The organism is Burkholderia sp. SRS-W-2-2016, from assembly GCF_001931485.1.
Taxonomy (GTDB): domain Bacteria; phylum Pseudomonadota; class Gammaproteobacteria; order Burkholderiales; family Burkholderiaceae; genus Paraburkholderia.
In genome coordinates this window covers 1-16,158 of sequence record NZ_MSDV01000039.1, presented here as the reverse complement: position 1 = coordinate 16,158, position 16,158 = coordinate 1, and the positions used below count along the sequence as shown (strand labels likewise).

Here is a 16,158-nt window from a genome sequence, read left to right as displayed (position 1 = left end):
CTTTTTGTTTTTTGCGGCTAACGTAGGCGTGGGTACAGACGGACGTGCTAGTTTCATCGCAATGTGTGCTGGTCCCTGCCTCGGCTTCGCATCCGGAAGCCATGTCCTGATGGTGACTTATCTTTGACTTTGACCCACCCGCGCGAGCGCCATGGAAGGCGGTCGCACGCTGGTGTCGCACCGCATTCCACTGAAGGAGTGATGGTTATGTCTCTGATGAAACGCTTGGGCCGCTCCATTGCGCCGATCCGCAATTTGCACGATAGCCGCAACGCTCTGGCTATAGCGCTCCAGGTTGCAGAAGTGCGAGCGCGGAACGCGGAAGAGCGGGCTCGAAATCTTGAGAGTCAAGGGGGATCCATGAGCGGGAGCCCCTTTTTCGCTTACTTCACCAACTTCGATGCACTCGCCTGTATGCGCCGGCACGAGGTGCATGACAGAACTCCGACGGCAGGATTCCAGACGAACTGGCTTGGCGTTCTGGTCGATACCAAGTTTTTCCCCTTTTTGGCGGATGAGGGCGGCAAACTGGATCAGTTTCCGTTGCCTGCGAACTGGCACGCCGACATCGCGGAATGGGCCTCCGCATTACACGCTGTGGAACTCGCCCGGCCCGACTCCTTCACGATGATTGAGTTGGGGTGTGGTTGGGGCTGCTGGATGAACAACACAGGTGTCGCAGCGAAGCGTACGGGTCGAACGGTTCACGTTATTGGAATAGAGGGCGACGAGGGGCATCTTGGCTTCGCCCATGAATCCCTGGCGCGCAACGGGTTCTCACCGGATGAATACACCCTGCATCGCGGGATCGCCGCCGCCACGGCGGGTACCGCTCTCTTTCCTCGTCAGGAGCATGCCGGTCATAGCTGGGGGCTGGAGCCAGTCTTCGGCGCCACGCAAGAGCAGCAGGATCAGGCCATCGCTACGGGTAGCCACGACCTGCTGCCCATGATTTCGCTGGAGCGTGCGATTGGCGACCGGGATCGGATCGATCTGTTGCACATCGACATCCAGGGCGGCGAGGCCAATCTGATCGAGTCTTGCATGCCCATTCTCCGCGAGCGGGTTGCTTACGTGCTGATCGGGACTCACTCGAAGTACATAGAAGCGCGTCTATATGATCTGTTCACATCGAATGACTGGTCGATGGAGATGGAGCGCCCCGCGTTCTATTACATCAATAACTGGAAGCCCCAACTGACCGTCGACGGTGTGCAAGCCTGGCGTAATCCGCGCTTCATTCCGGCGGTTGACGTCTAGTCCTGGTTTCGCAGTCTGCTTAAGGCGCTTCAGCCACCGGGGACGTTTCGTTCACCGTTTCAACAAGCGTGATATGTCTGCGCACCGCGAATCCTGAACGACCGAGGCTAATACAGCGGAACTGTGCGCCAAATTCCAGTTTCTGAATTTGAACCTCGAAAGTGACGTGCGTCTGTCCCGGCAATACTTCGCACTGATCCAGCACCCGGGCCTCGTGCCCGACAATGACGTCGCACCGGGCGAAAGCGGTATCGGCCGATGGGTCTGGATTGAACTCGAACGTGATCCGATACGATCCAGCGCGTAACGGCATGTACGGACCGTAGAACACAAGTCCTTCGTGTGCAGGTGGCACGATGAGCCACTCGCCATCTGCGCGATGCTCTGCCGCCCCCGAGACGACGATCAGTCGTTGAATGCGTTCCGGCCATGCGACTGCATAAATTGTTGATAAATATGCCCGGATAGCTTCTCTATCGGGTTCGCGTGCCGTGCACCGGCTCTCGATCCACCAGATGAACGAGTGGTCGGGTTTGTCCGCGGCCGAAAAGATGCGCTCCGCCACGGACCATTCGGGATCGTGAGTGTTTGGATCCAGCGGCAACGTGCGCGCCGTTTTTGGGTCCTGGCAGAGCCAGATGCCAGCTTGTTTTGTGATCTCGAAGCCCGCTAATTGAAGAAGATGCCTCATTTCCGCGGGGGTGAGTTCTATCGTGTGCTCTGGATGACTCCAATTAAGCAACTCGGTAATTGCTCGATTGGGAGAATCCACGCACAGCGTGCCACCAGTCTTTAGCACGCGCGCGGATTCTATTAGGAAATCCGCGATCTCATCGGGCCACAGGTGCTCAATGTTTTGTCCGGAAATCAGTAGGTCGCAACTCCTGTCCGCAACCGCCTCCATATTTCCGGCGGTGTTCGCGATCCATTTGACGTTGTCCGGTAGGGAGTCCGGTTTGGGCGAGTAGTACTCGATTCCCAGATGCTGGTTCACATAGCCGTAAGTCTGTTCGATCCAGTCGAAATACCATCGACCCGAACACCCGGCACTTACCAGACGATCGGCGTTCGGCGGCATATCCCGCATCAATGCGCTACGAGCCTGATGCAGCAGCAGATTGAAGTCATACGAAGGTGGCGGTGGGCTGGCGGGCGCCTGTTCATTCGAGCCGGACCGGGCGGGAAGAGCATCCAGCTTCGCGGTAAGGGCTGCGACCTGCTGCGCAAGTGCATGCGTTTCGACGTCGGGCTTCGCTGGATGATTGCTTTCCGATGTGTTTCTGGCGATTGCAGCAAGCGAATTGCTCGCCGAGAGTAACGCGCCATATGCGCGTATTAGCTGTCTGAAAGGCGTCATATTGCTCAACCCCATCTGCTCCTCCGAAAGGACACGTCGTGAAAATGGTGCCGCAGCGGCTGCCAGTATATCCTCGCTTTTCAAGCCTTCGTCATTCTAGTCATGCAGGATAAAAAATTCGGAGCGCATTAGGCGACCGATGAGGCCAAGCTATAATTAATTTCCCTTCCGACGACCTTTCGCTGCCGCCACACTCGACTTGCGCGGTATTGGGCTATCGGTCACTTGCGCCGCAGTTGGTCTCCATTGCCAAAAGGACAGCTTACTGTATGCCTTTTGTATCGTATTCGCAAAATCGCGAGGATGTGCTTCTTCGCCGAGCCTTGGCTGACGTCACCAACGGATTTTATGTCGATGTCGGCGCCCAGGATCCCGACGAATTTTCCGTTACCAGAACGTTTTATGAGAGTGGCTGGAGAGGTTTGAACATCGAGCCCGTACCGCATTGGTACAGGAAATTGCTTGAATCCCGGCCGGAAGATATCAATGTACGAAAACTCGTGGGTACCAGTTCTACCCCGGTTGAGTTTTTCGAAATAGAAGATACGGGGCTTTCAACGGTCGACAGAGCACAAGCCGACATTCATCGTAATGCGGGTTTCAGGACCATCAAATCGAACGAGACGCCGGCGCGTTTGGACTCGATTTTGTCCGAATACAACGTCGAAGTCATTCACTTCCTGAAGATTGACGTGGAAGGAAGTGAGGCTGACGTCATTCAGAGCATCGACTTCAAAATCTGGCGACCATGGATTCTGGTCATCGAGGCGACCATTCCAATGACTTCTCAAATGTCTGTTTGCAGTTGGCAGACCCATGTTGAGGAATCGTCTTATAAGTTCGCGTACTTTGATGGTCTGAATAAATATTTCGTGGCGAGCGAAAAAGCGGAGCTTCTTGAAAAGTTTTCCGCGCCGCCGAATGTGTTCGACGAGTATGTCACCGTCGGCGAAAAGCAGAACGAAGAAAACATCGAAAAATTGCATCAGACGGTTCAGCAGCTGGAGGATGGCCAGAGGAAACTGGACGCGGAGACCGCGCGCTCGCAAAAATTATCGGCAGAGCATAATTTCGTCATGCTGGAACACAAACGTCTGTCAGTGCGCCTGGCAGAAAAACGTGTTGAACTAGCGGACGTACGAGCCGAACTGCATCAAACTCATGCGAGTCTCGCACGCGCGCAAAGCGAGTGGGACGCATATTCGAAGAGCCAGCCGTTGCAAACAGAACTGGGCCTGCTACAGCGGCGCATCAGCGAGCTTAATTCAGAAGTCGATCTGCTGCGAAGCAGCACGTCGTGGAGAATCACCGCTCCCATCCGCGTACTTCGTCTGAATTGCAGAAGTTTCCTCCTCAAACATAGATGGGTGCGTAAAGCCTGGTTGTGCGTGCGACCGGTCTTCGCGCAGCTATGGCACACCGTTCGACGATAACGAGGGGGCTTACGAATGAGACTTGTCATCGATCTTCAGGCGTGCCAGACAGAGGGGAGCCGCGACCGGGGCATCGGCCGCTATTCTTTCGCTTTGGCGGATGCGATGATTCGCAACTGCAGGGAACACGAAGTTCTGATTGCCCTGAATCGCGCTTTCCCGGAATCCATCCATACCGTCCAGAAGCATTTTGCCGGCCTTCTTCCGAACGCCAACATCGTGTTGTGGGGCGGGCTAAAAGGCATTGAAGAAATCGAACCAAAAAATGTGCTCCGCAGACTTGCGTCCGAGCGCATCAAGGAAGAGTACTTCAGGTCGTTGAACGCCGACATCGTTCACACGGCTAGTCTCTTCGAAGGATTTGTAGACTCGTCGGCGTCGACGATTGCGCCGGACTCGCTTGCCTCCAACGCGGTCACCCTGTATGACCTGATCCCCTATCTGCGCGCCAAACACTATCTGGCGGACGAGCGAGTCGAGGACTGGTACAGGCGTCGCATTCTGCAATTGCAGCAGGCCGATCTTGCGCTAGCAATATCGGAATCCTCGAGGCGGGAGGGTATCGATCATCTGGGATTGCCGGAACATTCCACGGTCAATATATCGAGTGCAGTCGATAAAAAATTCAAACGGATCGATCTGAGCCCGGCACGCGAGGCGGAGGTGAGACGGCGGTTTGCACTGAAGAAGCCGTTCATCATGTACACCGGCGGGATAGATTTTCGAAAAAACATCGAAGGTCTCATCGACGCGTACGCATGCCTGCCGCCAGCACTCCGGTCGACACATCAGCTTGCCGTCGTCTGCCGCGCCAACTTGACCGATGTGCACCGGCTCGAGGCGGTGGCGGCCGCGGCCGGACTTGATAAGGGCGATGTCGTATTAACCGGCTATGTGACCGATGACGAACTCGTCGATCTGTACAACCTCTGCAAGGTATTTATTTTCCCGTCGATACACGAGGGCTTTGGTCTGCCGGCTCTCGAAGCGATGTCCTGCGGCGCAGCGGTTATCGGATCCGACTGCACAAGTATTCCGGAAGTAATCGGACGTTCGGATGCACTGTTTAATCCGTTATCGCGCGCGGAGATTGCGGCGAAATTGACGCAGACGCTGCGGGATGACGATTTTCGAAGAGATTTGCAAACGAGCGGTTTCAGGAGAGCTCAGACCTTTTCCTGGGAGCGAAGTGCAAGCGTCGCGTGGGATGCGCTTGAATCAATAGCTGCGCGGGCAAAAGCGCCATCTCTCTACCGGGTTGGATATCTGGAGCGAGCCGATCGGGATAAGCCACGACTCGCCTATGTATCTCCGCTGCCGCCGGAGCGATCGGGCATTGCCGCGTATAGCGCGATGCTTTTGCCGCTTCTGTCGAAATATTATGAGATCGATCTGGTCCACAACAACGGCGAGGAAGTCGCTCCCGAACTGTCGGAGAGGTTCCCAATCAGAACCTATGAAGAGTTCGAGAAAACTGCGGACAGGTATGGGCGCGTGGTGTACCACGTCGGAAATTCACAGTTTCACACCGACATGCCGCGCTTGCTGCGAAGGATACCGGGAATAGTCGTGCTGCACGATTTCTTCTTGAGCGGACTCTTCTGGACGATTGAGGCGCGCGATCCGTCGACGCATGCTTTCTCAACAGAAATCGAATTTTCACATGGCCAGTTGAGTCTTTTAGAACATCTGTGCTCGGCCAACGTGGTTCGGTCGCTGGTGCGTTATCCATGTAATCTGACGGTACTGGAAAGCGCAATCGGTGTGATATCGCATTCCGGATACAGCAAGGAATTGGCTCACAGGTGGTACGGAGAAGGCGCGCCTCGAAATTGGGCAGTGATTCCGCTCCTGCGGGATTGGGGTCGGCAGAGCGTTTCCAGACTCGAAGCACGCAAACGCCTGGGCATCGACGAGAACGAATTCGTCGTTTGCTCATTCGGCATCGTCCATTCGATGTTCAAATTGAACGATCGTCTTCTCCAGGCCTGGAGTGAAAGCGAACTCGGCAAGACGCCGAACTGCAGGCTCGTGTTCGTCGGCGATTGCGGTGATGAGGCGTTCAAGGCGCTCCTTCTTCGCCTTACCGCCAGCGAGCAGGTCAACAATTGCACTGTTACAGGGTATGTGAGTGATGCCGATTATCAGCTATGGCTGAGCGCTTGCGATCTGTGTGTTCAGCTCCGGGCGAAATCCAGAGGTGAGACATCGGCGGCCGTTTCGGATGGCATGGCGGCAGGAAAGCACGTGATCGTGAATGCTCACGCCGCGCTGTGCGAAATTCCGGATTTTGCCGTCACCAAGCTTCAGGAAAATCCGAGCTGCTCCGATCTGGCGCGGGCTCTCCGTTTTGCGTTTACTTCGCCACACATCAGCGCGGAGATCGGGCAGCGTGCACGCGCATACACAGAGGAAAATCACGACGGCGAAGTGATTGCCGCTCAGTACCACAATGCGATAGAAGAGTTTTGGAAGCGACAGGAAAACGATCGGCTACTGGCGAATTTGTCCGAATTCCGTGAGCTCGATGACCAATCCCTTTCGCGATATGAATGGTCGGAGCTAAGAAATTACGTGGAAAACACGCAGTCCGGTCATACTCGCGCCGAGAGGTTGCTCGTTGATTTGACGAAGCAATTAAGCGATCCGGAATTTTGCGGGTTTGATGCAAGAGCCATGAGAAACAGCGCTATGTTCCTGGCTATGATCCCAGAGAACAGGAGAGTGTTTTTTGTGAGGCGCCTCGAAAGCGGGGAATACGAAATACTGCCCGATTTGCAGCAACTTTTCCTGGGGCAGCGCGAATATGTGACACGGGGAAAGCCCATGCCGCTTTTTCCTGGTGAAGTTCCGGTACTCTGGGAGGAGTTCTCGGCGGTGGCTTAGTGCAAATGGCCGGGCGTTTGCCCGGCGCTGCACCGCGGGTGCCGGGATATCCGTCAATTAAACCCCACCCCCAACGTATCCTTATAGATCCGCCCATCCTTCATGATTACCGCGAGATGGCTGCCAGGATCCGCGAGCAACTGGATATTCGCGAGCGGATCGCCTCTCACCACCAGCAGATCCGCCAGCGCTCCCGCCTCGATCACACCGAGCTTGCCCGGGTACGGATTGCGCGGTCCCGCCAGCGCGAGTAGTTCGGCGTTGATGCGGGTCGCCATCGTCAGTACATCGGCGGGTTCGTACCAGCGCGTCATCTTCGCGAGTTGCGCGCCCTGGCGCGTCGCGAGTTTCGCGTCGAATAGCGTGTCGGTGCCCCACGCGGTTTTCAGCCCGTACTTCTTTGCGAGTGCATAAGCGGTATCGGTGCCGTTCGACATCTCGATCTGCTTGAGCCGGCTCGGCGACCCCGCTGGGAAAAAAATCGCGTCCTCGTCGTCGAGAAAAGGTTGCAGGCTGATCCAGATCCCTTCATCGGCGAGCAGCTTCGCGGTGTTCTCGTCCATCAACTGACCGTGCTCGATGCAGCGCACGCCGCCGCGCACCGCGGTCGCGATCGCGCGCGGCATGTACGCGTGCACCGCCACATAGGTGCCCCAGTTCTCGGCGGCATCGACGGCCGCGCGAAACTCCGCCTCGGTGTATTGCGATACGTCGAGCGGATCGTAATTCGATGCGACGCCGCCGCCCGCCGCGAGCTTCAACTGGCTCGCGCCGAGCATCAACTGCTCGCGCGCGCGTTTGAGAATTTCGGCGGTGCCGTCGGCGATCGCGCCGGCGCCGAGCGCTTCGCCGCGCGAGACCGGCTGTCCCGGATGCGATGGAATTTCATACGGCATGCGGAAGTCGCCGTGCCCCGAGGTCTGCGAGATCATCGCGCCCGACGGCCAGATGCGCGGTCCCGCCACCATGCCGAGATCGATCGCCTTCTTCAGCGAGAACGCGGGGCCCGCCATGTCGCGGATGCTGGTGAAGCCGCGCATCAGCATCCGCTCGGCTTCGCCCGCCGCGGCCAGATGAATGAAGCCGATGTCGGCGACCATCAGTTGAGCCATCGACAGCGAGGCCATCATGATGTGCGCGTGCGCATCGATGAGCCCCGGCATCAGCGTATGGCCGCTGCCGTCCATCACCTGCATGCCGTCGAGCTTCTGGCCGTCGTCGGGTTCGACCGCGCTGATCCGGTTGCCGGTGACGATCACGCGCAGGCCGCTGCGCAAGGTTTTGCTGTGGCCGTCGAACAGACGGATGTTGGTGAAAGCGACCGGCGGTTGCTGCGCTTGAGAAGTGGCGGATGCGCCGGGCTGCGGGGCGGCGCTGCCGCTCGCCGCGGCGACGCGGGGCAGGATGTCGGCGTCGCGCAGCTGATCGCAGAACGAAGCATCATGCGCTTCGTTCAGCCGCGCGTTGAGTCGCAAGAAAGCCGGGCTGTGGCAGATACATCCCCAGGCGCCGGCACGATGGCGCGGTTGCGAAGCTTGCATTTCCATTCGGGACTCCTCCAAAGGAAAGGCGCCGTCGCCGACACAATGCTCGCGCCGGGACAGGCGTTCATCATGCATTCGGCGCATCTTAGCAGCGTCGATCGAGTCCGCGATAGCCGGCGCGATCGGGAGGATGGGCCGCGCCGCGCGTGTTGGTCGCGCGCTTCCGATCGGGGCGTCAGCCCCAAAAAAACGGGCAGCCGAAGCTGCCCATCGAAGTCGCGCCGTGAGGCGGACTGCTGCTTATCGTTGGCGTGGTCGAAACTCCCGTCGCTTACTGGCGAATATCCAGCGCCGCGGTCAGATCGCCCATCGGCTTGCTGCCGTTGCTGACCAGCGCCGCATCGCGCGCGGCGATGCCCGGCAGCGTCGGCAGCGAGTAGCGGCGCGTGATGAAGCGCAGGATCGAAGTCGTGTCGTACTGCGTATGATCGACGTACCCGCGCTTCGCATACGGCGACACGATCAGCGCCGGAATGCGCGAGCCCGGACCCCAGCGGTCGGCCTTCGGCGGCGCGACGTGATCCCAGAAGCCGCCGTTTTCGTCGTAGGTCACGACCACCAGCATGTGATTCCACTGCGGGCTCTTCTGCAGATGCGCGATCACGTCGGCGATATGCTGGTCGCCCGACGCGACGTCGGTGTAACCCGCATGTTCGTTCAGGTTGCCCTGCGGCTTGTAGAACGACACTTGCGGCAGCGTGCCGGCATCGATCGCCTTGATGAATTCCGTGCCGGCCATCCCGCCGTCGAGCAGATGCTGCGCGCGGTTCGTGGTGCCGGGCGCGAGGTCCGCGAAGTAGTTGAACGGCTGATGATGCGGCTGGAAGTTCGGCGCGCTCAGATTCGCGCCGTAGATCACGTTGGTGGTGCCGTTCTGCGCGGCCGACACCGCCGCGCCCCACGCGCCGCCGTACCACGCCCACGACACCTTCGCGTCGTTCAGCAGATCGCCGATATGACGCTGCGTCTGCGCCGGCAGCGTGGTGGCCGCCGACGGATCGGCGAGGGTCGCATCGCCGCCCGCGGCGGCCTTGTTGCCGCTCGGCTGATACGGCGGCTGCATCGTGTTGACCGCGTAGAAGTCCGGCGTCAGGTTGCCCGACAGCACGTATTTCGGCGGCCCGTCGAGCGCCGAGGCCGGCGAGTTGCTCGCGAGCTTGAGCGTCACGCCGTCGCTTTCGAGCGCCGTCACCGAACCGGACGCCGGGCTCTTGTCCGCGTTCGGATAAAGCGGCGTGCACGAGCAGATCAGCCACTGGTGATTCAGGAACGAGCCGCCGAACGCGCCCATGAAGAAGTTGTCGGCCAGCGTGTATTGCTGCGCGATCTTCCACAGCGGCAACGTGTTCGCGTTCAGCGAGTAGTGGCCCATCACGAGGCCGCCCGAGTCCGCCCACGCGGCGAACCTGTCGTTCTTGCCGCCGTTGATCTGCATCTGATTCTCGTAGAAGCGGTGATACAGATCGCGGGTCGTCGCGCTGATCGGCGTGTTGAAGCCTTTCGGATCGTCGATCGCGAACGGGCTGTTCGGCAGATTGGCCGTCATCGCCTCGGTCACGACCGGCGTCACGCCGGTTTGCGTGAGGCCGTTCCATACCAGCGGCAGCGTCGCGAGCGGCGCGCCGTTGCGGTCCACCTGGGTCGAGCTCGCCGCGCTCACGTTCTGCAGACCGTTGGCGCCGGGGAAGTTGCCGTACAGATTGTCGAAGCTGCGGTTTTCCGCGTAGATCACGACGACGTTCTGGATCGACGTGATGTCCGGTCGCGTGACTTCGTCGCTGCCGCATGCGTACAGGCTCAGCGCGGCAACCGCGATCGCCACGGGCGTTGCGCGAATCAGTGTCTTGTTCATTGGAGGAGTTCTCATTTTCGCGTTGGGGACGGGCCGCGCCGGTTTGCGTCGGCGGCCTGCACGCGAAAGTGTGTCGGCGGTTTTTGACAGCAGGATGTAAATAATTACAAATAACTTCCGCTGCGCATTTTGCGTATGGCGAATGTCATGTAATCGACATCTGGGCGAAATACGCTGCTTGACTTCGATAGCACGGGTTCGGTGGACAACTATGCGGTGTGGTCTGGCGGGAATGGGCGCGGCGGTGGGGCGCCGGGCGGTGGTGACGGCGCTGGCCGCGGTCGGTCTGGCGACGCTGCTCGCCGCGTGTGATGGACACGGGGCGGGTGCCGCGCAGGCGGGCGAGGGCGCGGCTGGCGGCGGCCAGTCCGCGGTGGCCGCGCCGCTCGCCGCCCCCGTCAAAGTCGCCGCTCACGAAGTCGCCGCTCATGAACCTGCCACTCACGAAGCCGGACAGACCCGCGCGCAGGTCTACGAATCGGTGCGGCAGATGACGGCGCTCGGCAAGCAGCTGTTCTTCGACCCGACGCTATCCGGTTCGGGCAAGCTCGCATGCGTGTCGTGCCACAGCCCCGAGCATGGCTTCGCACCGGCCAACGCGCGCTCCGTGCAACTGGGCGGCAGCGACATGCGCCGCGCCGGCTTGCGCGCGGCGCCGACGCTGAAATATCTGCAATCGGTGCCGGCCTTCGCCGAGCACTATCACGAGTCCGACGACGAAGGCGACGAGAGCATCGATGCCGGCCCGACCGGCGGCCTGACCTGGGATGGCCGCGTCGATCGCGGCAGCGCGCAGGCGCGCATTCCGTTGCTGTCGCCGTTCGAGATGGGTAGCTCGGCCGCGCGCGTGACCGCGGCGGTCAAGGCCGCGCCGTACGCCGACGCGTTTCGCGCGACCTTCGGCGCGCACATCTTCGACGACGAGGACGCGACCTTCAAAGCCGTGCTGCAGGCGCTCGGCACCTTCGAGCAGACGCCCGAGCTGTTCTATCCGTACACCAGCAAGTACGACGCGTATCTGGCCGGCCATGCGCAGCTGACCGCCGCCGAACGGCACGGCCTGGAACTGTTCAACGACGAGCGCAAAGGCAACTGCGCGAGCTGCCACATCAGCCAGCGCACGCGCGACGGCGCGCCGCCGCAATTCAGCGATTTCGGTCTGATCGCGATCGGCGTGCCGCGCAACCGCGCGCTGCCGGCCAATCGCGATCCGCGCTTTTACGACCTCGGCGCGTGCGGACCGGAGCGCACCGACCTGAAGGGGCGCGACGAATTCTGCGGGATCTTCCGCACGCCGACGCTGCGCAACGTCGCGTTGAAGCACAGCTTCTTTCACAACGGCATCTACCATTCGCTCGACGAGGTGGTGCGGTTTTACGCCGAGCGCGACACGCATCCGGAGAAGTTCTATCCGGTGGTCGGCGGCAAGGTGCGCAAGTTCGACGATCTGCCGCAGCGCTACTGGGCCAACCTGAACACCGAGCCGCCGTTCGATCGCAAGCCGGGCGACAAACCGGCGCTCGACGAAGCCGAGATCGCGGATGTCGTCGCGTTTCTGAAGACGCTGACCGACGGATATCAGCCGGTGGGCAAGACGGTCGCGCTGGCGACCACGGGTGTCGCGCGCTGAGTGCTGTACGAAGGGGAGCGCCGAGTTGAGCGTGCGCCGGGCGGCGCGCGGCGCCGTGCACGAAGAGGTGCACCGGGCAGCCGCGCGCATGCGCGCGTTGCATCCCGTGCGCCGAATCCGCGCAAGTGTGCATGCTATGCTTTTGAGGTCTGGATCAAGAGCCACCATGTCCACTTCGAGGAGAACCCTTCATGTCGATGCGAACCCGTGTGCTGTTGCGCGTGAGCGCCGCGAGTCTGCTGCTGGGCGCGACCGTTGCCGCGCACGCTGCGAATCTCGGCTTCCTGAACGACACACCGATCACCTACATGAAACAGCGCGACGTCGATTCGCTGAAGCGGACGGTCGTCGGCGCGCTCAATGACAAGAAGGACGGTGAGACCCTGAAGTGGGTCAACGAAGGCACCGGCAACAGCGTGAAGATCGACGCGGACATCACGCTCGGCAGCACCACCGACAACGGCGGGCGCAACTGCCGCGATGTCGCGGTCGTCCTCAACGCGAAGGGCCAGGCGGTGCATCTGCGGCCGAGTTTCTGCAAGGAAGGCGGCGCGTGGCAGTTGCAGAAACGGCATTGACCGGCATCAGGAGTCGCGCGGCGGCTGAGGCCGCGAGTCGTGCGATAGGTCTTGCCGCGGCCCGTACAGAAGAGATCCGGCTATGAGCCCGCGCATCGTATCGTGCGGAATCGTGCTGCTCGATCCCGATGGCCGGCTGCTGCTCGCGCATGCGACCGAAACCACCCACTGGGACATTCCGAAAGGCCACGGCGAAGACGGCGAGGCGCCGTACGTGACCGCGCTGCGCGAGATGGTCGAGGAGACCGGCATCACGCTCGAAGCGGGGCGGCTGAAAGATCTGGGCCTGTTCGTCTACCGCCGCGACAAGGACCTGCATCTGTTCGCGGCGCGCGCGAGCGTCGCGGAACTGGATCTGAGCGGCTGCACCTGCACGTCGCTGTTTCCGCGCCGCTCGGACGGCACGCTGATCCCCGAAATGGACGACTACCGCTGGGCCTCGCTCGACGAAATCCCGCGCTACGCGAGCCGCAGTCTCACGCGGCTGTTCGAGACGACGCTGTCGCTCGCGGAGCTGCATCGTTCGTTGTAGCGAGCATTGCCGACGAGCTCGGCGTTGCAGCCGCTGTTGCAACCGCAGCAGCAACCGCCGCCGCGGTTGCAACGACGCGCGCCGCTCAGTCGAGCGCGCGATCGTTCGGATGCGCGAACAACGCGCGGTTCGCATCCGACAGCGGGAAGTTGAGATTGATCCCGTACGGCGGGATCGGCTGCGTGAACCACTGCCGGTACAGGCGCTCGGCGTCGCCGGACGTCTGCGAGTGCGAGATCACCCGGTTCACCAGCGTGCGGAACGGCTCGTCGCCCTTGCGGAACATGCACGCGTACACCTCGTAGCCGAGCGGCGTGCCGGTCACGACGAATTCGTCGGGATGCGGATCGGTCGCCCTGAAGCCGTAGACGATCGGCTCGTCCATCACGAACGCGACCGCGCGGCCATCCTTCACCGCGTTGAATGCTTCCTGATGATCGCGCGCGCTGATGATGCGCATGTTCAGCTGCTTGTCGGTATTCAGGCGCCGCAGCAGGCGCTCGTCCGACGTGCCGGCGGTCGTCACGACCGGCTTGCCGGCAAGATCCGCGAAATCGCCGATGCCGCTGTTCCTGCGCGCGATCATCCGCACCGCGTACTGGAAGAAGCTGTTCGAGAACGCCGCGACATTTTCGCGCTCGACCGTGTGCGTGGTCGACCCGCATTCGAAATCGATCTGGTTGTTCAGCAGCATCGGCGTGCGGTTCGACGACGTCACCGTGACCTCGTGCACCCGCAGTTGCGGCATGCCGAGCGTCTTCTTGATTTCGTCGACGATCTCCATCGCGATCGCCTGCGAGTAGCCGACCGTGCGCTTGCCGTCGAAGTACGAAAACGGAATCGACGCTTCACGCACGCCGAGCGTGATCGAGCCGTCGTCGTGGATTTTTTTCAGCGTGCCGGTGAGTTCGTCCGCGCGAGCCGCGGGGCCGGACGCGAGCGCGCCACAGGCGGCCAGCGCGAGCAGCGCGTGGCAAAAACCGCGCACGCCGCGCGCGCCGGCAAGCAGGCGTGCGCGCGCACTCGCGCGACGCGTGGCCGCGTGAGCCTGCGCGCGGCGGGTTGCAACCTTCATCGGACCTCCCGGACCGGCGCGCCCGGGCGGGCGCGCAGTGAGTGTCGACTGGACATCATGCAACCATCGTGTAATGAAAAAGCGTGCCTTCCGTGACCGGGAGGCACGCCGGATTCAACCCGGACGGGTTGGCACTCGGGGCGTCGACGACGCCGGTTCAGGCGAGCTTACGCCGGCTTGCCCCAACTGTCGCGCAGAGTGACGATGCGGTTGAATACGGGCTTACCCGGCTGCGAATCGACGCGGTCCGCGACGAAGTAGCCGTGGCGCTCGAACTGGTAGCGCTGTTCGGGCAGCGCATGGCGCGCGCCGGTTTCGAGGTAGGCCTGGACCACCCGCTTCGAATCCGGGTTCAGCGCCTCGAGGAAGTCGCGGCCGCCCGCGTCCGGCTGGGCTTCCTTGAACAGCCGGTCGTAGATGCGCACTTCGGCCGGGCACGCGGCTGCCGCGCTGACCCAGTGGATGTTGCCCTTGACCTTGTAGTTGTTCGCGCCTTCGGTGCCCGACTTGCTGTCCGGGAAGTAGTTGCAGTGCACCGCGACGATGTTGCCGTGCTCGTCCTTGTCCGCGTGCGTGCACTCGATCACGTAGCCGTAGCGCAGCCGCACCTTGTTGCCCGGGAACAGCCGGAAATAGCCCTTCGGCGGCGTTTCGGTGAAGTCCTCGCGCTCGATCCACAGCTCTCGCGAAATCGGGAACTCGCGCAGGCCCTGTTCCGGATGGTGCGGATGCACCGGCGCGCTGCACGGCTCGGTGAGGTTCTCGGGGAAGTTGTCGATGATCAGCTTGACCGGATCGAGCACCGCGACCGTGCGCGGCGCCTTGTCGTCGAGGTCGTCGCGCAGCGCGCCTTCGAACACGCTCATGTCGATCCACGAATCGACCTTGGTCACGCCGATGCGCTCGCACAGCAGCTGGATCGATTCCGGCGTGAAGCCGCGCCGGCGCACGCCGACGATGGTCGGCATACGCGGGTCGTCCCAGCCGTCCACGTGGCCTTCGGTGACCAGTTGCAGCAGCTTGCGCTTGCTGGTGATCGCGTAGGTCAGGTTCAGACGCGAAAACTCGATTTGCTGCGGCAGCGGACGGGTGAAGACACCGGCGTCGGCGAGTTCGTTCAGGATCCAGTCGTACAGCGGCCGATGGTCTTCGAACTCCAGCGTACACAGCGAATGCGTGATGTTTTCCAGCGCGTCCGAGATGCAGTGGGTGTAGTCGTACATCGGATACACGCACCAGGTGTCGCCGGTGCGGTAGTGATGCGCGAAGCGGATCCGGTAGATGACCGGATCGCGCATGTTGAAGTTCGGCGAGGACATGTCGATCTTCGCGCGCAGCACGTGATCGCCTTCCTTGAACTCGCCGGCCTTCATGCGGCGGAACAGATCGAGGTTCTCCTCGACCGAGCGCTCGCGGAAGCGCGACGGCGTGCCGACCTCGGTGGCCGAGCCGCGGTTCGCGCGCATTTCCTCGGCCGACTGGCTGTCCACGTAGGCCTTGCCGCGCTGGATCAGCAGCTCGGCGAACTCGTACAGCTTGTCGTAGTAGTCGCTCGCGAAATACAGGTGCTCGGTGTTGTCCTTCTTCCATTCGAAGCCGAGCCACTTGACCGAGTCGATGATCGAGTCGACGTATTCGACGCTTTCCTTTTCCGGATTGGTGTCGTCGAAGCGCAGATGGCACACGCCGCCGTAGCTGCGCGCGATGCCGAAATTCAGGCAGATGCTCTTCGCGTGACCGATGTGCAGGTAGCCGTTCGGCTCCGGCGGGAAGCGCGTTTCGACGCGCTGGCTCCATTTGCCGGTGCGGTTGTCGTCGTCGATGATGTTGCGGATGAAGTTGGATGCCGCGGGCGCGTCGGTGCGGTCAGCGTCTTTGCGTTCGGTATTCATGCGAGAGGATCAGAGTCGGGTGGGGCGCGCAATGCGCCCGCTGAGCCTTCGATTCTACCTGACGAGGCAGCTCGCGGCAGGCGCTTGCGGGGTATAGCCAGCGTGGGAGCGGGTTGGGT

General features: G+C 61.3%; 11 protein-coding genes. 6 read left to right on the top strand and 5 right to left on the bottom strand.

Annotation, left to right across the window (positions count from 1 at the left end; translation table 11 throughout):
* The first annotated feature begins 207 nt into the window (after positions 1-207).
* Positions 208-1,260, top strand: a complete 1,053-nt coding sequence (locus BTH42_RS17700; protein ID WP_075301724.1) for an FkbM family methyltransferase — start codon at positions 208-210, stop codon at positions 1,258-1,260.
* Between the two features lie 19 nt (positions 1,261-1,279).
* Here the strand turns inward: BTH42_RS17700 and BTH42_RS17695 are convergent, their stop codons facing one another.
* A complete protein-coding gene (locus BTH42_RS17695; protein WP_075301722.1) occupies positions 1,280-2,632 on the bottom strand; it encodes a class I SAM-dependent methyltransferase in 1,353 nt (450 codons plus the stop codon).
* 254 nt (positions 2,633-2,886) lie between these two features.
* On the opposite strand from BTH42_RS17695, the gene BTH42_RS17690 reads away from it, so the two are divergent.
* Entirely contained in the window at positions 2,887-4,050 is a 1,164-nt protein-coding gene (locus BTH42_RS17690) for an FkbM family methyltransferase (RefSeq protein ID WP_075301720.1), read from the top strand.
* 15 nt (positions 4,051-4,065) lie between these two features.
* Complete coding sequence (locus tag BTH42_RS17685; RefSeq protein WP_075301718.1) at positions 4,066-6,936, top strand: glycosyltransferase; 2,871 nt, start codon at positions 4,066-4,068, stop codon at positions 6,934-6,936.
* Positions 6,937-6,989: 53 nt separating this feature from the next.
* Here the strand turns inward: BTH42_RS17685 and BTH42_RS17680 are convergent, their stop codons facing one another.
* Together BTH42_RS17680 and BTH42_RS17675 are read right to left on the bottom strand one after the other, a co-directional pair.
* Positions 6,990-8,483, bottom strand: coding sequence for an amidohydrolase family protein (locus BTH42_RS17680; RefSeq protein ID WP_075301716.1), 1,494 nt, complete (start codon positions 8,481-8,483; stop codon positions 6,990-6,992).
* Between the two features lie 268 nt (positions 8,484-8,751).
* Positions 8,752-10,332, bottom strand: coding sequence for an acid phosphatase (locus BTH42_RS17675; protein ID WP_075301714.1), 1,581 nt, complete (start codon positions 10,330-10,332; stop codon positions 8,752-8,754).
* Between the two features lie 211 nt (positions 10,333-10,543).
* Here BTH42_RS17675 and BTH42_RS17670 point away from each other — a divergent pair, with 211 nt between their 5' ends.
* The 3 genes from BTH42_RS17670 to BTH42_RS17660 all read left to right on the top strand — a co-directional run bounded on the left by BTH42_RS17670 (position 10,544) and on the right by BTH42_RS17660 (position 13,072).
* Complete coding sequence (locus BTH42_RS17670; RefSeq protein WP_075301712.1) at positions 10,544-11,962, top strand: cytochrome-c peroxidase; 1,419 nt, start codon at positions 10,544-10,546, stop codon at positions 11,960-11,962.
* 191 nt (positions 11,963-12,153) lie between these two features.
* A complete protein-coding gene (locus BTH42_RS17665) occupies positions 12,154-12,540 on the top strand; it encodes a hypothetical protein (RefSeq protein ID WP_075301710.1) in 387 nt (128 codons plus the stop codon).
* An 82-nt stretch (positions 12,541-12,622) separates the two neighbouring features.
* On the top strand, positions 12,623-13,072 hold the full coding sequence (locus BTH42_RS17660) for an NUDIX hydrolase (protein ID WP_075301708.1): 450 nt from the start codon (positions 12,623-12,625) through the stop codon (positions 13,070-13,072).
* 85 nt (positions 13,073-13,157) lie between these two features.
* Here the strand turns inward: BTH42_RS17660 and BTH42_RS17655 are convergent, their stop codons facing one another.
* On the bottom strand, positions 13,158-14,147 hold the full coding sequence (locus BTH42_RS17655) for a transporter substrate-binding domain-containing protein (protein WP_083654838.1): 990 nt from the start codon (positions 14,145-14,147) through the stop codon (positions 13,158-13,160).
* Between the two features lie 167 nt (positions 14,148-14,314).
* Positions 14,315-16,039 (bottom strand): glutamine--tRNA ligase/YqeY domain fusion protein, encoded by a 1,725-nt coding sequence (locus BTH42_RS17650; RefSeq protein ID WP_075301706.1) that lies wholly within the window; start codon positions 16,037-16,039, stop codon positions 14,315-14,317.
* Positions 16,040-16,158: the final 119 nt, after the last annotated feature.

Bases quoted from the DNA above. Each gene is read 5' to 3' on its own strand.
- BTH42_RS17700 (WP_075301724.1), top strand. From the start codon at position 208: ATGTCTCTGATGAAACGCTTGGGCCGCTCCATTGCGCCGATCCGCAAT.
- BTH42_RS17695 (WP_075301722.1), bottom strand. From the start codon at position 2,632: ATGGGGTTGAGCAATATGACGCCTTTCAGACAGCTAATACGCGCATAT.
- BTH42_RS17690 (WP_075301720.1), top strand. From the start codon at position 2,887: ATGCCTTTTGTATCGTATTCGCAAAATCGCGAGGATGTGCTTCTTCGC.
- BTH42_RS17685 (WP_075301718.1), top strand. From the start codon at position 4,066: ATGAGACTTGTCATCGATCTTCAGGCGTGCCAGACAGAGGGGAGCCGC.
- BTH42_RS17680 (WP_075301716.1), bottom strand. From the start codon at position 8,483: ATGGAAATGCAAGCTTCGCAACCGCGCCATCGTGCCGGCGCCTGGGGA.
- BTH42_RS17675 (WP_075301714.1), bottom strand. From the start codon at position 10,332: ATGAACAAGACACTGATTCGCGCAACGCCCGTGGCGATCGCGGTTGCC.
- BTH42_RS17670 (WP_075301712.1), top strand. From the start codon at position 10,544: ATGCGGTGTGGTCTGGCGGGAATGGGCGCGGCGGTGGGGCGCCGGGCG.
- BTH42_RS17665 (WP_075301710.1), top strand. From the start codon at position 12,154: ATGTCGATGCGAACCCGTGTGCTGTTGCGCGTGAGCGCCGCGAGTCTG.
- BTH42_RS17660 (WP_075301708.1), top strand. From the start codon at position 12,623: ATGAGCCCGCGCATCGTATCGTGCGGAATCGTGCTGCTCGATCCCGAT.
- BTH42_RS17655 (WP_083654838.1), bottom strand. From the start codon at position 14,147: ATGAAGGTTGCAACCCGCCGCGCGCAGGCTCACGCGGCCACGCGTCGC.
- BTH42_RS17650 (WP_075301706.1), bottom strand. From the start codon at position 16,039: ATGAATACCGAACGCAAAGACGCTGACCGCACCGACGCGCCCGCGGCA.